This is a genomic window from Acinetobacter sp. RRD8 (assembly GCF_031844225.1).
Taxonomy (GTDB): Bacteria; Pseudomonadota; Gammaproteobacteria; order Pseudomonadales; family Moraxellaceae; genus Acinetobacter.
The window spans coordinates 1-13410 of the sequence record NZ_JAUZUU010000032.1 but is presented as its reverse complement, the minus strand read 5'-3'; the positions used below and the strand labels follow the sequence as shown (position 1 = coordinate 13410).

Annotated in this window: 14 protein-coding genes and 2 pseudogenes; 11 read left to right on the top strand and 5 right to left on the bottom strand. The window is 41.8% G+C overall.

Annotated elements, in window-relative coordinates; all coding sequences use genetic code 11:
• Positions 1 to 498 (bottom strand): annotated as a pseudogene (locus tag Q9R24_RS14580) (TolC family protein); the annotation flags it as partial.
• Here Q9R24_RS14580 and Q9R24_RS14575 point away from each other — a divergent pair.
• The 7 genes and pseudogenes from Q9R24_RS14575 to bioD all read left to right on the top strand — a co-directional run.
• Positions 487 to 1095 (top strand): annotated as a pseudogene (locus tag Q9R24_RS14575) (IS982 family transposase); the annotation flags it as partial. The pseudogenes Q9R24_RS14580 and Q9R24_RS14575 overlap by 12 nt on opposite strands.
• A gap of 148 nt (positions 1096 to 1243) precedes the next feature.
• Positions 1244 to 2233, top strand: coding sequence for a biotin synthase BioB (gene bioB / locus Q9R24_RS14570; RefSeq protein ID WP_004733127.1), 990 nt, complete (start codon positions 1244 to 1246; stop codon positions 2231 to 2233).
• 65 nt (positions 2234 to 2298) lie between these two features.
• Positions 2299 to 3009, top strand: coding sequence for an alpha/beta hydrolase (locus Q9R24_RS14565; protein WP_004282161.1), 711 nt, complete (start codon positions 2299 to 2301; stop codon positions 3007 to 3009).
• Between the two features lie 88 nt (positions 3010 to 3097).
• A complete protein-coding gene (gene bioA, locus Q9R24_RS14560) occupies positions 3098 to 4378 on the top strand; it encodes an adenosylmethionine--8-amino-7-oxononanoate transaminase (RefSeq protein WP_253160783.1) in 1281 nt (426 codons plus the stop codon).
• Positions 4375 to 5544 (top strand): 8-amino-7-oxononanoate synthase, encoded by a 1170-nt coding sequence (locus tag Q9R24_RS14555; protein WP_100535634.1) that lies wholly within the window; start codon positions 4375 to 4377, stop codon positions 5542 to 5544. The genes bioA and Q9R24_RS14555 overlap by 4 nt, the downstream gene beginning before the upstream one ends.
• The gene (gene bioC / locus Q9R24_RS14550) at positions 5511 to 6296 is read left to right on the top strand and encodes a malonyl-ACP O-methyltransferase BioC (protein WP_311215562.1); all 786 of its coding nucleotides are present in this window, start codon (positions 5511 to 5513) and stop codon (positions 6294 to 6296) included. The genes Q9R24_RS14555 and bioC overlap by 34 nt, the downstream gene beginning before the upstream one ends.
• A complete protein-coding gene (bioD, locus tag Q9R24_RS14545; protein ID WP_180039009.1) occupies positions 6293 to 6958 on the top strand; it encodes a dethiobiotin synthase in 666 nt (221 codons plus the stop codon). The genes bioC and bioD overlap by 4 nt, the downstream gene beginning before the upstream one ends.
• A gap of 421 nt (positions 6959 to 7379) precedes the next feature.
• Here the strand turns inward: bioD and Q9R24_RS14540 are convergent, their stop codons facing one another.
• The gene (locus Q9R24_RS14540) at positions 7380 to 7721 is read right to left on the bottom strand and encodes a histidine kinase dimerization/phospho-acceptor domain-containing protein (RefSeq protein ID WP_180039010.1); all 342 of its coding nucleotides are present in this window, start codon (positions 7719 to 7721) and stop codon (positions 7380 to 7382) included.
• 189 nt (positions 7722 to 7910) lie between these two features.
• Entirely contained in the window at positions 7911 to 8144 is a 234-nt protein-coding gene (locus Q9R24_RS14535; protein ID WP_225554309.1) for a hypothetical protein, read from the bottom strand.
• Positions 8145 to 8432: 288 nt separating this feature from the next.
• On the opposite strand from Q9R24_RS14535, the gene Q9R24_RS14525 reads away from it, so the two are divergent.
• The 4 genes from Q9R24_RS14525 (at position 8433) to lldD (ending at position 12384) form a co-directional block, all read left to right on the top strand.
• On the top strand, positions 8433 to 8585 hold the full coding sequence (locus tag Q9R24_RS14525; RefSeq protein ID WP_373886141.1) for a hypothetical protein: 153 nt from the start codon (positions 8433 to 8435) through the stop codon (positions 8583 to 8585).
• 224 nt (positions 8586 to 8809) lie between these two features.
• Positions 8810 to 10474 (top strand): L-lactate permease, encoded by a 1665-nt coding sequence (gene lldP / locus Q9R24_RS14520; protein WP_311215561.1) that lies wholly within the window; start codon positions 8810 to 8812, stop codon positions 10472 to 10474.
• A gap of 17 nt (positions 10475 to 10491) precedes the next feature.
• On the top strand, positions 10492 to 11235 hold the full coding sequence (gene lldR, locus Q9R24_RS14515; RefSeq protein WP_004282146.1) for a transcriptional regulator LldR: 744 nt from the start codon (positions 10492 to 10494) through the stop codon (positions 11233 to 11235).
• 3 nt (positions 11236 to 11238) lie between these two features.
• Positions 11239 to 12384, top strand: a complete 1146-nt coding sequence (gene lldD / locus Q9R24_RS14510) for an FMN-dependent L-lactate dehydrogenase LldD (RefSeq protein ID WP_180181369.1) — start codon at positions 11239 to 11241, stop codon at positions 12382 to 12384.
• Positions 12385 to 12737: 353 nt separating this feature from the next.
• On the opposite strand, the gene Q9R24_RS14505 is transcribed toward lldD, so the two are convergent.
• Together Q9R24_RS14505 and Q9R24_RS14500 are read right to left on the bottom strand one after the other, a co-directional pair.
• Positions 12738 to 12974, bottom strand: coding sequence for a VF530 family DNA-binding protein (locus Q9R24_RS14505; protein ID WP_005005662.1), 237 nt, complete (start codon positions 12972 to 12974; stop codon positions 12738 to 12740).
• Between the two features lie 184 nt (positions 12975 to 13158).
• On the bottom strand, positions 13159 to 13299 hold the full coding sequence (locus tag Q9R24_RS14500) for a hypothetical protein (protein ID WP_279679301.1): 141 nt from the start codon (positions 13297 to 13299) through the stop codon (positions 13159 to 13161).
• Positions 13300 to 13410 lie beyond the last annotated feature (111 nt).

Sequence of the window (13410 nt, the reverse complement as noted above, 5' to 3'; positions counted from 1 at the left end):
GTAGTTCGGAAATTCTGTAATCGAGCCATGGCTTTGTAATAGGGTGGCCAGTGACATCACATATTTGTAGGCATTCAAGGCAGTTTCAGCTCGTAGTCCGCTCAGCATATTTTGTGCATCGATGACCTGTGTGGCGGTGCCCATATCTTCTTTAAAAGACAATTCTTGGATGCGTAAATTTTCCTGTGCGGCTTTCAAGTTTTGTGCCAGAAGTGCATCACTTTGCTGTGCACTGAGTGCTTCGCTATAAGATTTATAAATCAGATTTTCAATTTCTTGCTGGGTGCGTGCAGTGAGTAATTCTGTAGCAGAGCGTTTGAGTTCGGCAGCCTGAATATTCTTGTTTTTATCGATCCCGGAAAACAGGTTATAGCGTGCGGCAACTCCGACAATCCAGTTTTCATTTTGATCCAGACTATATTCGCCAAAAGCAAAAACATTCGGTTTTTTTGCCGCTTGCTGGGCTTTCACATTGGCTTGAGCCAATTGGGTATGCATGAATTAGCTCTACATGCTTTACATGTGGCACTGATGAAAGGCCAAGGTACACAATATTTATGGATTGATTCAACAACTCTGCCAATTTGTAAAAATCAACGTATTTAGCGTCATAAATCATTAATCCAAATTGCATCACATGGTAGAAGCTCAATGGGCTGGTTTTATGGCTGTAAATTACGTATTGCGATGAATCAATTTGGTGAAATTGCCTGTTCTGCTTTATCGAATGGACATGTTGCTAATATAAAAATGGTTGAGCAATTGGTTGCTGGTATAGAAGCAAAACTTTACGGGGATCGAGGTTACATCAGCCAAGAATTAAAAATTAGATTGAAAGATCAAGGTATTGATTTAATTACTTATCATCGGAAGAATATGCAGGCTATTCAACTCTGTGCATCAGATAAATATCACTTAAGACAACGCAATAAAATAGAAATATTATTCGGCTTATTGAAGGGGCAATACAATTTAGTGACGAGTAAAGCACGTAGACTTCATGGATTTCTGCGTGGAATTTACGCCTCACTATGTGGATATCAACTCACTCATCAAAATAAGCCAACAATTCAAATTAAGGACTCATCGGCTTAAGCAGGATTCGGGTTAAATAAGCTTTCAAAAATAGCTTGACACACTAAAGCTATTTTAAGCAGGCAATGAATATGAAAGAAAACGCTAAAGAAAAATAAAAAAAACAGCGTATGATTTACTCAATGGAATTTTAGATGATGCAGACAAGATGATCCGTAATGATTGGTCACGTGCCGAAATACAAGAAATTTATGACTTGCCTTTAATGGATTTACTGTTTCAGGCACAGCAAATTCATCGCCAAAACTTTGAACCGAATACTGTTCAGGTCAGTACTCTGCTTTCAATTAAAACGGGCCGTTGTCCGGAAGATTGTAAATACTGTTCGCAATCTGCACATTACGATACTGATCTGGAAATTGAAAAACGCGTAGAAGTACAAAAGGCGATTGCTGAAGCCAAACAGGCCAAAGCTTCCGGTTCGACCCGTTTTTGCATGGGCGCAGCATGGCGTAACCCGCATGAACGCGATATGCCGTATGTGCTGGAATTGGTGCAGGAAGTCAAGAAACTGGGCATGGAAACCTGTATGACCCTAGGGATGCTGAATGCCTCACAGGCGGAACGTCTGAAAGATGCAGGGCTAGATTATTACAACCACAACCTTGATACCTCACGTGAATATTATGCCAATGTCATCAGTACACGTAGCTTTGATGACCGCTTAAATACGCTTGATCATGTGCGTAATGCCGGAATTAATGTCTGTAGTGGCGGTATTGTCGGCTTGGGCGAAGGCGTACAAGACCGAGTCGGTTTGTTATTTGAACTAGCGACTATGCCGATTCACCCGGGTTCGGTGCCCATAAATATGCTGGTTCCTATTGAAGGCACACCACTGGCCGATGTTGAAAAACTGGATGTGATTGACTGGATTCGTACTATTGCGGTAGCACGGATTATTATGCCGAAGAGTTATATCCGCTTGTCGGCAGGTCGTGAATCTCTCTCTGACTCTGATCAGGCACTGGCATTTATGGCTGGAGCTAACTCATTATTTTCAGGTGATAAATTGCTTACTGCCCCGAACAGTGGTGAAGGTAAAGACAAAGTCTTGTTTGCTAAATTAGGCTTAAAAGCTGAAGCTGCCAAGAAAACAGCTAAAGAATTGGCTGTAGATGCGATGCAACCTGCTTAATTAATCGTGTAACAAACAGGGATCATTTCAACTTGAATTGGTCCCTTTTTATTGGAGCAGACAAAATGAAGATACTGATGATTACGGGTTGGGGGCTAGGAACAGCGGTCTTAACCCCGTTTGTAGAACAGTTACGGCAGCAGCATCAAGTTGAAGTATGGGATATTTTTGATCCTAACGTGGAAAGTATTTTGGCCGAAAAAGTCAGGCAGGCGAGTTCTATTGATGTCTTGATGGGATGGTCTTTGGGTGGACAGTTGGCACTTTTGCTGGCTAATGAAATCCAGCAACAACTGAAAATTGCCAAGCCAGTGATTTGCTGTATGTCAAATCCCTGTTTCGTGGCCAACGAAGCATGGCCACAGGCAATGCCAGTTGAACAATATACACAATTTAAATCCTCCATACTGGCTGATCCAAAACGCGGGATGCAGCGCTTCTGTACCTTGGTCACTTTAGCTGGCGCAGCAGCGCGTGAACGTGCAAAATTATTGCACCAACAGTTAAATAGTATTGATTTAAACTATCAGGTTAAGCATCTTTATCTATTGCAGCAATTAAATCTAGTGGATATCTTAAAAAATCATTCAGTCAAGATGCTATTTATATTTTCCGAGAATGATATGTTGGTTCCTTACAAAGTTAGTCAAGAATCTGTGTTTTTAACAACCCAAAATCTGAATTTGGTAAAAATACAGGGCACGCACGATGCCATCCTTTTTGATACCAAGTTACTTGTTGAGCCAATTTTAAAATTTTTAGCCGATCTGGCTTAAGCAAAAAGAGATTGGTAGCTCTTGACGTTTCATTTTCAGATTTAACGCGCTAAGATCAGTTTTAGTTTTAATAATTGGGGTAAATTCTGTGCAGGACGCTTTTGATCAACAGCATATTTGGCATCCTTATACCTCCATGACACAACCCTTGCCATGTTACAAAGTTAAAGCTGCACATGGTGCAGTCATTGAACTTGAAGATGGTACCGAGCTGATTGATGGCATGTCGTCCTGGTGGTGCACAATTCACGGTTATAATCATTCTGAACTCAATCAGGCCGTAACAAAACAATTAGAGTCAATGTCACATATCATGTTTGGTGGTTTGACTCATCAGCCTGCGATTGATGTGTCTAAACTGCTACTCGAGATCACGGCGCCTGAACTGGATAAAATTTTCTTTGCCGATTCCGGCTCGGTCGCGGTTGAGGTGGCGTTGAAAATGGCTGTGCAATATTGGAATGCACGTCAGCAACCACAAAAAACTAACTTTGTTACCACACGCTCTGGCTATCATGGCGACACCTGGAATGCCATGTCGGTTTGTGATCCTGTAACTGGTATGCATCAAATTTTTGGTTCGAGTTTGCCGAACCGTTTATTTGTTCCGGCACCTCAAAGCCGTTTTGATGGGGCATGGCAACCCGAAGATATACATCCACTTGAGCGCCTGCTGGTACAGCAGCATCAACAGATTGCTGCCATGATCATTGAGCCGATTGTGCAAGGTGCAGGCGGGATGCGTTTCTATCATCCAGAATATTTAAAGCAAGCTAAGTTGTTGTGTGAAAAGTACGATGTACTGCTGATTTTAGATGAAATTGCCACCGGTTTTGGCCGCACTGGAAAACTATTTGCTTATGAACACGCTCAGGTCACACCAGACATTATGTGTATCGGTAAGGCATTGACTGGTGGTTATATGACCTTGTCAGCGACCTTAACCACTCGCCATGTAGCAGAGACGATTTCAAGTGGTGAAGCGGGTGTGTTCATGCATGGCCCAACTTTTATGGCTAATCCGTTGGCCTGTGCGGTCGCATTAAAAAGTACCCAGCTGTTACTGGCTCAAGACTGGCAGACGCGTATTCAACAGATTGAAAGTACACTAGAACAATATTTACTGGATTTAAAATCCTTGGCACAAGTCAAAGATGTGCGTGTCCTCGGCGCAATTGGCGTGGTTGAGCTACATCAAACTATTGATTTGGCTCGTTTTCAGGCTGAATGTGTATGCCGTGGCGTCTGGATTCGTCCTTTTGGCCGTCTGGTCTATGTCATGCCGCCATATGTAATTTCAACACAGCAACTTGAAACTTTATTAAAGCATATGCGGGAGATGATTCAGCAGATAGAGGCAGTAGCATGAACCATCTTGAGCATTTCCAGCAGCAGCTAGATGACTTGAAACAGCAAGGGCAATATCGCCAGTTTAAGTCCAATATTTCTAGCCAGCCAAGATTGCAACTCAATGGCCAAGAGATGCTGAATCTGGCATCCAATGACTATTTAGGTCTGGCATCCAACTTAACGCTACGTGAAGAATTTTTTGACCTCACGCCGATGTCTGAGCGATATATGAGTTCAAGCTCTTCACGTTTACTGACAGGAAACTTTCCCAATTTTGAACAACTTGAAGCACAGATGTCACAGGCTTTTGGACGTTCAGTACTGCTGTTTAATAGTGGTTATCACATGAATATCGGGATTCTTCCTGCGCTCAGTAATGCTAAAACCATGATCATTGCTGACAAACTAGTACATGCCAGTATTATCGACGGGATTCGTTTATCTAAAGCTGGCTATGTGCGTTACCGCCATAATGACCTGCAGCATTTGACTCAGTTTTTAGAAAAATATCAGTCAGATGAATCTATCCAGCGCATCATTGTGGTAACTGAATCAATTTTCAGTATGGATGGGGATGAAACAGATTTAGCTGCTTTGGTGGCATTAAAACAGCAGTTTGCAAAAGTCATGCTCTATGTCGATGAGGCACATGCAATTGGTGTGCGCGGTGAACGTGGATTGGGCTGCGCAGAACAGTATCAAGTATTGGATCAGATTGATTTCCTGGTCGGTACCTTTGGCAAGGCTTTGGCTTCAGTTGGTGGTTATCTGGTCTGTGCGCCAGTGATTCGTGACTATCTGATTAATAGCATGCGACCTTTAATTTTTAGTACCGCCCAGCCGCCACTATGTATGGCCTGGACTAGATTTATTTTTCAGAAGGTACAGCAGCTTCAGGCGGGACGAGTACATTTGGCAGCATTGGCTGTACGCTGTCAGCAGGGCATTCAAGACTTGGGATATCACTGTCCGTCAACCTCGCAAATTGTGCCGGTACTGATTGGTGAGGCAAAACGCACCATTCAGGCGGCTGAAATTATGCAACAGCAGGGATTTTATGTGCTACCAGTACGTCCGCCAACGGTTCCTGCCAACACCTCCAGACTCAGAATCTGCCTGAATCAGAACATTTCTGCGGATGAGCTGGACGCATGTCTGCAGGTGCTGAGGAATTTGCCGCGATGAACAGCAAACAGATTGCCCAGCGTTTTGCTCAGGCAAATCTCAGTTATGAGCAGCATGCGCTGGTACAAAGTGCCGTAGCGGCAGAGTTGATGCAGTTCATGCAGCAGCATGTAGCACAACCACATTTGCAACGGGTATTGGAAATTGGCTGCGGTTCAGGGTTTTTTACCCGGCTTTTTATGCAGTATTACAGCTTTGATCATTTATTTTTAAATGATCTATATGCCGAAGTGAAGCAGCATTTCCCGGAAGCTGATCGGCTTTTGTGGGGGATTGGTAATATTGAAACCTTTCCACTGCCGCAGTCTCTGGACATGGTGCTGTCGTGTTCTGCATTGCAATGGATCTCGGATTTAAAAGCATTGTTGCTCAACATTGCGCAGGCCTTAAATCCCTCTGGGCATCTGTGTTTTGCCAGTTATACGGACAATAATTTAAAGGAAATTAAGGCACTGACCGGACAAGGCTTGGATTATCTGCCTTTAGCGGAGGTCTGTGAACTGCTTGAATCCTTAGGCTTTGACATTCTGCTGCAGACAGAAGAACAGATGACCTTGCATTTTGAGCATCCGAAACAGGTGTTACAGCATATCAAAGCCACTGGTGTACAGGCGACGGCACAGGGGTTTCGGTGGACAAAATCGTCCTTACAGGATTTTTATACCGGCTATCGACAATTCCAAGACCCTGAAAGCAAACAGTATGCACTGACCTATCATCCGGTTTATGTCATTGCACGGAAGACAGCATGAGCGCACAGATTTATTTTGTCAGCGGCATTGATACCGCAATTGGTAAAACCTTTACTACTGGTTTTCTGGCCAAAAATTGGAATGAGCAGGGCATTCGTACCATAACCCAAAAGCTGATCCAGACCGGAAATGTCGATATATCAGAAGATATCGAACAGCATCGTGCAATTATGGGTTGTGGATTGTTACCGGAAGACCAGCAAAAACTGACCATGCCGGAAATTTTTACGTATCCGGCTTCACCGCATCTTGCTGCGCGGCTGGATGGGCGAGCCATTAACTTTGAACAGATTCATCAGGCTACCGAACAGCTGGCTGTGGCCTACGACTGTATTTTGCTGGAAGGTGCCGGTGGTCTGATGGTGCCCTTAACCGAAGAGTTCCTGACTATTGATTATATTCAGACACATAATTATCCGGTGATTCTCGTCACTTCAGGGCGTTTAGGCAGTATTAATCATACCTTGCTGAGTCTTGAGTTGTTAAAACTCCGCGGGGTTCAATTATATGCCATTGCTTTTAATCATGCAGATAACTCCAAAGATCCCTTGATCGCTGAAGATACCATTGCTTATTTAAAACAGTATTTGCAGCGTGATTTTGCTGATACGACATGGGTTGATATTCCAGCTTTAAATTTAGCCCCGTCTATCCATGAGTAAGTGATCAGCTTACAGGGGGGCTGATGTGAATGCTTAAATATTGAGGTTGCGCCACTGTAAATTGAATCTGATAGCCATATTTGTTTAACACCATTTTCATCAAATATAAGTCTAGCCCATGCCCATTTTGCTAGGGAGATTTATGCCAGAAACGCTGTCCCAAGTATGCATATCTTCAACCTTTGATTATCATTATGAATGATCAGCACACATGCAGCATAGCAATTGAAATAGTATTTGCCTGTGCCTGCAATAGAGCATTCTTAAGTAGGTTTTTAAAGACGGTATATAGTTCAAAATCGGGTAGGGCAATTCGGATCAGGCTCGGTCAGTCAATTGTTAAACTGGGTTCAATTTCCGGATAAAGCGACTGTAAATCGGCAATCACCTGAGTCAGGAGCCGTGCAATTTCAATACTGTACTAGATATCGCTCAGTACTTGATCGGTAGAGGAAAGTGCTAGAAGCTGTTCCAGTAGCTGGGTACATCGGCGGATACCAATGTGTACCTGCTGCAAGCTTTGTTGCAATTTGGGCGAGCTTGCCTGTTGTTCTGCCATCAGTTGTGCAAGCTGGATATGAGTTTTGATCGCGGTTAAAGGACTACGCAATTCATGGGCGGCGTATGAACTAAATACTTTTTCATTTTCCGGATTTTGATGCAGTTTATGTATTAAGTGCTTAGAGTTTTGGGCAAAGGACTGTACCTTGGAAGGCATTACTTTGGCATCTAAGGTTTTTAAATAGTGAGTAGCATCATTCACTGATAAATTTGGCTGACTTAAAAGGTTGAAACTTCATCTAAGGCTTTAAGCTCTCGACGAATAATCAAAACGATTAAGTCTATACATAGCAATAAAGACAAAATTATTGGTATTAATACCGATTATAAAATCTTTTTGAGCAATTATCCACGTAGGAACATCCGCTCTGCTACCACCACTTGAATATCCTCACGACGTAACACATAACTGAGCCTCACCTTGTTGCTTTGTACTAAAGCCAACTACTTGGTGGCTTAAATCTTTCGGTGCACCTCGGGTTTTTGCTACCACATGCTGAACGACACTGACGTCAGAGCCAAATAAAGACACTTTATAGGCAATCAACTGCTCTTGATTGGTGGAATGAAGTTGTTGGGCTAGTACATTTTCATCCAAGTTTTGCATCGGCAGTTGTTGAGTCAATCGAGCGACCATTGGATGGCTGAATCAAACCAAATTGATATATTTCCTTGACTGAGCAAGGCTTTATTGTAGGTAGATCAACTGGTTGTACGATAGATCTTGGGTGCAGACCTCTTCATTTAGAAATTATATTCCCCAAGAAGCTTTCAGTGGTAGGTTTGTGCAACAAAGCCTCTTGCAAATAAAGGCTATCAAGGGATTTATACATTGTATCCAAATAGTTTATGGCCATTAAAAGCAAAAAAGCACTAAAAACCAGATCTCGAGCTAAAACTTTATAACCAAGAAATCAATAAAAGAAGAATTGGGATTGAACAGGTATTTGGAACTTTGAAAACCTTCAAAATCCTTGCCGAGCGATATCGCAACCCTGGCAAAAGACTAGGATTAAGATTTAATTTAATTGTGGGAATCCATAATTTTGAGCTGAGTAAAAAGTGAATTATGAAAGAAATCTAATATATAAAATTTTAAGAGATTATAAAAATTGGTCATACCAAAAAATAAATTAAATCTTTTATATTGTGTTTTTGGGCTAATATTACTAATATCGCCAATACAAAATGCACATTTTATCTCTTAAACACTAAATTGGTCATACCAATTTAGTGTTTAAGTACAATAAACTGTTCAATCTAGTAGTTAAGCATTTCATGGAGTAGACAATGCTTCAACAGTGGCAACAAATTTATGATCCTATAGGCAATATCTGGATTTCGAGTGCTATTGCGCTAGTTCCAATTATTTTCTTTTTTTTAGCGTTAGCTATTTTTCGCATGAAGGGTAGTGTAGCCGCTACAATTACCGTTTTTTTAGCCTTTCTGGTCTCATTATTTTTATACAAAATGCCAATTGGAATGGCATTAGCATCAATGGTCTATGGATTCTTCTACGGCCTGTGGCCAATTGCATGGATTATTATCGGTGCAGTTTTTATATATAAGATTTCAGTAAAAACAGGACAGTTTGATGTTATTCGTTCGTCTATTCTGTCAATTACAGAAGATCAACGTCTGCAAATGCTATTAGTTGGGTTTGCTTTTGGTACGTTTTTAGAAGGTGCGGCAGGTTTTGGTGCGCCCGTCGCAATTACTGCGGCACTGTTGGTGGGACTCGGCTTTAAGCCTTTATATGCGGCTGGGCTATGCCTGATAGTTAATACTGCACCTGTTGCTTTTGGTGCAATGGGAATTCCGATCATTGTCGCTGGGCAGGTTTCAGGTGTTGACACCATGGAAATCAGTCAAATGGTTGGTCGTCAGTTACCCTTTATGGTGCCAATTGTATTGATCTGGATCATGGCAATCATGGATGGTTGGCGTGGGGTTAAAGAAACTTGGCCTGCTATTTTAGTTGCCAGCTTATCTTTTTCTTTAGCGCAATATCTAACATCAAATTTTGTTGGGCCTGAGTTACCCGATATCACTGCTGCAATTGCATCATTAATCAGTTTAACTATCTTGCTTAAGTGTTGGAAACCAAAACATATTTTTCTTTTTGAGGACAAAAATATACAGGTAGATGAAACTATTATCAAGCAAGCTCGTAAACAATATAGTGTGGCACAGATAGCCAAAGCCTGGTCTCCATTTCTGATACTTACAGCAATGGTGACGATCTGGAGCATCAAACCTTTTAAAGATTTATTTGTTAAGGACGGCCCATTAAGTGATTTAGTAGTTTCAATTAAAGTGCCGTATTTGCATCAATTGATTCAAAAGCTACCACCTGTCGTGCCTGAAATTAAAGATTATGATGCGATTTATAAGTTTGATTGGTTATCAGCAACGGGTACGGCGATTATATTGGCGGCATTGATCACGATTATTTATTTAAACATGAAACCTAAAGAGGCAGTTTCGACATTCTTTGAAACCGTGAATGAACTAAAAACCCCAATTTATTCGATTGGTATGGTACTGGCTTTTGCGTTCATTGCAAACTATTCAGGTCTGTCAGCGACGCTTGCTTTAGCACTGGCACATACGGGTCAGGCTTTCACCTTCTTCTCACCATTCTTGGGTTGGGTTGGAGTGTTTCTTACAGGTTCAGATACTTCAGCTAACGCATTGTTTTCAGCGTTACAAGCAACTACAGCACAGCAAATCGGTGTGCCTGAAGTCTTGTTAGTTGCTGCCAATACCAGTGGTGGAGTAACAGGTAAGATGATTTCCCCTCAATCAATCGCGATTGCTTGTGCAGCAGTGGGTTTAGTTGGTAAAGAATCTGATTTATTTAGATTTACAGTAAAACACAGCATTATCTTTACGGTGATGATTGGTATTATTGTGACCTTACAAGCTTATGTTTTCCCGTGGATGATTCCGTAAACGGGTCAAGGAAAAAAATGAAAGTCTCCGACAAAGTGGTACAGCGTTTACGCCTATTGATTGAAAAAAATAATGTGCAAGTCGGAGAGCGATTGCCTGCTGAACGCCAACTCTGTGAACAGTTAGGTGTGTCTCGTAGCTCTTTACGTGAGGCGATTCAACAACTGATTACCGCAGGGATTATTCAGAGCAAAGCGGGTGCAGGCACCTATTTAAAGCAGTTGCCTGCACATTGGTCACAGTATCAAATCGTTGAGCCATTATCCGGTTTGATGGATCAGGATCCTGAATATCGTTTTGATGTACAAGAAGCTCGTATGGTGCTTGAAGGTGGTACAGCATGGTATGCCGCACAACGTGCCACACCCAGTGATTTGATCAATATTCGTCAATGTTTTGAGCAGATTAGCCATTTTCAGGCTTTAGGTGATGATGCCCACGCAGCAATAGCGGATGCGAATTTTCATCTGGCGATTGCAGAAGCATCCCACAATCTAGTGCTGATCCAAATGATGCGTAGTTTGTTTGATTTATTGCAAGACAACGTGATGTTAGGGCGACGTAAAGTTTACACCACACCACAACATTTTGAACAATTGCATGACCAGCATTTTGAGGTGATGGACGCAATTGAACGTCAAGACTCAGAGACTGCACGTAAGGCAGCTTGTGGGCATATTGAATTTGTTGTTCAACGCGTACGTATGATCGATGAAGAAGAAGCTCGTCGTCAACGTTCGAGTCGATTAAATAGGACATAAGTTATGATTATTTCTTCTGCAAATGACTATCGTGAAGCTGCGAAACGTCGTTTACCGCCATTTTTATTTGAATACATCGATGGTGGTGCCTATGCGGAATATACTTTAAAGCGTAATGTAGACGATTTATCAAAAATCGCTTTACGTCAACGTGTGTTAAATGACATGTCTGAGCTGAGCTTAGAAACGCAATTGTTTGGTGAGAGTTTGGCGTTGCCAGTGGCATTGTCACCTGTAGGTCTAACGGGTATGTATGCGCGTCGTGGTGAAGTTCAAGCCGCGGTTGCCGCAGATAAAAAGGGCATTCCATTTACCTTATCAACAGTTTCAGTTTGTCCAATTGAAGAAGTGGCACCTGCGATTCAACGTCCGATGTGGTTTCAACTGTATGTACTACGTGACCGTGGTTTTATGAAAAATGCCTTGGAACGTGCTAAAGCCGCAGGCTGTTCTACCTTAGTATTCACAGTCGATATGCCTGTTCCAGGTGCGCGTTATCGTGATGCACATTCAGGAATGAGTGGTAAAAATGCTGCAATACGTCGTTATATGCAATCGTGTATGCACCCACACTGGGCTTGGAATGTCGGTTTATTGGGTCGTCCGCATGATTTGGGTAACATTTCGAAATATTTAGGTAAGCCGACAGGTCTGGAAGATTATATCGGTTGGCTGGGAAATAACTTTGACCCTTCAATTTCTTGGAAAGATCTTGAGTGGATTCGTGATTATTGGGAGGGTCCCATGGTTATTAAGGGGATTTTAGATCCTGAGGATGCCAAGGATGCAGTACGTTTCGGAGCAGATGGAATTGTGGTCTCCAATCACGGTGGTCGTCAGCTTGATGGTGTTTTGTCTTCTGCTCGTGCGCTTCCTTCAATTGCAAGTGCGGTCAAAGGTGACATCAAAATTTTAGCAGATTCAGGGATTCGTAACGGTCTTGATGTGGTACGTATGTTGGCTATGGGTGCAGATATTTGTATGCTTGGTCGTGCATTTGTATACGCACTTGGTGCTGCCGGCGGTTCTGGGGTAAGTAATTTACTAGATTTGATTGAGAAAGAAATGCGTGTGGCAATGACATTGACTGGTGCAAGAACCATTGCAGATATTACATCGGATTGCCTGGTCAAGCTAGAGAAAGAGTAAGCGATTTAATTACTCACATTAGTAAGGCTTTGCCAACTTTCCTTTGGAAAAAGAGATTCTTATCTAAATAATTTGGGTAAACAAAGCTTCCTTTTGAAAAAAACCAACCTTGGTAAGAGTCACCGACATAAAATACACTAAATACTATAATTGGTATTTAAATAAACTCTATATATAACAGTTATATAGAGTTTTTATTTTATGTGGTGTAATTTAAGGTAGGGTAGGATACTTTGATTTTTGGTCACTAATTTATTGTGATAATCAACAATAATAACCAGCATACATATGCTTAACCTAAAGTTATTTTACTGACTGGTATAATTTTATGATGAGAGGGGTGTTGCCTGAGGCTACGGTTTCTGTTTGGCCTTTTGGCGTAAGACGTACAAATATAAGCTCTCTACTTTTTCACGTGCCCATGGTATGGTACGCAAGAATCGTAATGATGATTTAACACTTGGGTCTATGCAAAAACATCTAATTTCAATTTTGTGACTTAAGCCTTCAAAGCCACCGTAGTAATCCAATAATTCATCCAAAATGTCAGCAAGTTTTTTGCCGTGTAAAGGGTCATTGGAGGTGTTCATAATAGATCAATCGTATTTTGGGTGGCTATTATAACCTGGGCTAGTTGGAAAACTAGAGAGTTGGAATGTAGGTAATGATGGACTGAATAGCCACCAAAATTCTAGAGCCCCCCAGCCATCGAGTGAGGCATCATATTGGTAAGAGATTGAACCGTACCGGGTTTGTCGGAGACTTTTATTTAAGTTAGGCCACCTGACCTAACGGGTTAATCTTATAATCGTACATTGCTTCAAGCTCAAAAGACGACACATAACTCAGCGCATCAAGCACCATATCTGTATTCTTACCACGCCATACACCTTGTATTTCAAGATTTTGCATCAATCGAGAACTGAACCGTACCGGGTTTGTCGGAGACTTTTTTATTTAAGTTAGGCCACCTGACCTAACGGGTTAATCTTATCATAGTACATTGCTTCAAACTCAAAAGGCGAC

Coding starts and splice junctions, on each gene's coding strand:
- bioB (WP_004733127.1), top strand. CDS start 1,244: ATGATCCGTAATGATTGGTCACGTGCCGAAATACAAGAAATTTATGAC.
- Q9R24_RS14565 (WP_004282161.1), top strand. CDS start 2,299: ATGAAGATACTGATGATTACGGGTTGGGGGCTAGGAACAGCGGTCTTA.
- Q9R24_RS14555 (WP_100535634.1), top strand. CDS start 4,375: ATGAACCATCTTGAGCATTTCCAGCAGCAGCTAGATGACTTGAAACAG.
- bioC (WP_311215562.1), top strand. CDS start 5,511: ATGTCTGCAGGTGCTGAGGAATTTGCCGCGATGAACAGCAAACAGATT.
- bioD (WP_180039009.1), top strand. CDS start 6,293: ATGAGCGCACAGATTTATTTTGTCAGCGGCATTGATACCGCAATTGGT.
- lldP (WP_311215561.1), top strand. CDS start 8,810: ATGCTTCAACAGTGGCAACAAATTTATGATCCTATAGGCAATATCTGG.
- lldR (WP_004282146.1), top strand. CDS start 10,492: ATGAAAGTCTCCGACAAAGTGGTACAGCGTTTACGCCTATTGATTGAA.
- lldD (WP_180181369.1), top strand. CDS start 11,239: ATGATTATTTCTTCTGCAAATGACTATCGTGAAGCTGCGAAACGTCGT.
- Q9R24_RS14505 (WP_005005662.1), bottom strand. CDS start 12,974: ATGAACACCTCCAATGACCCTTTACACGGCAAAAAACTTGCTGACATT.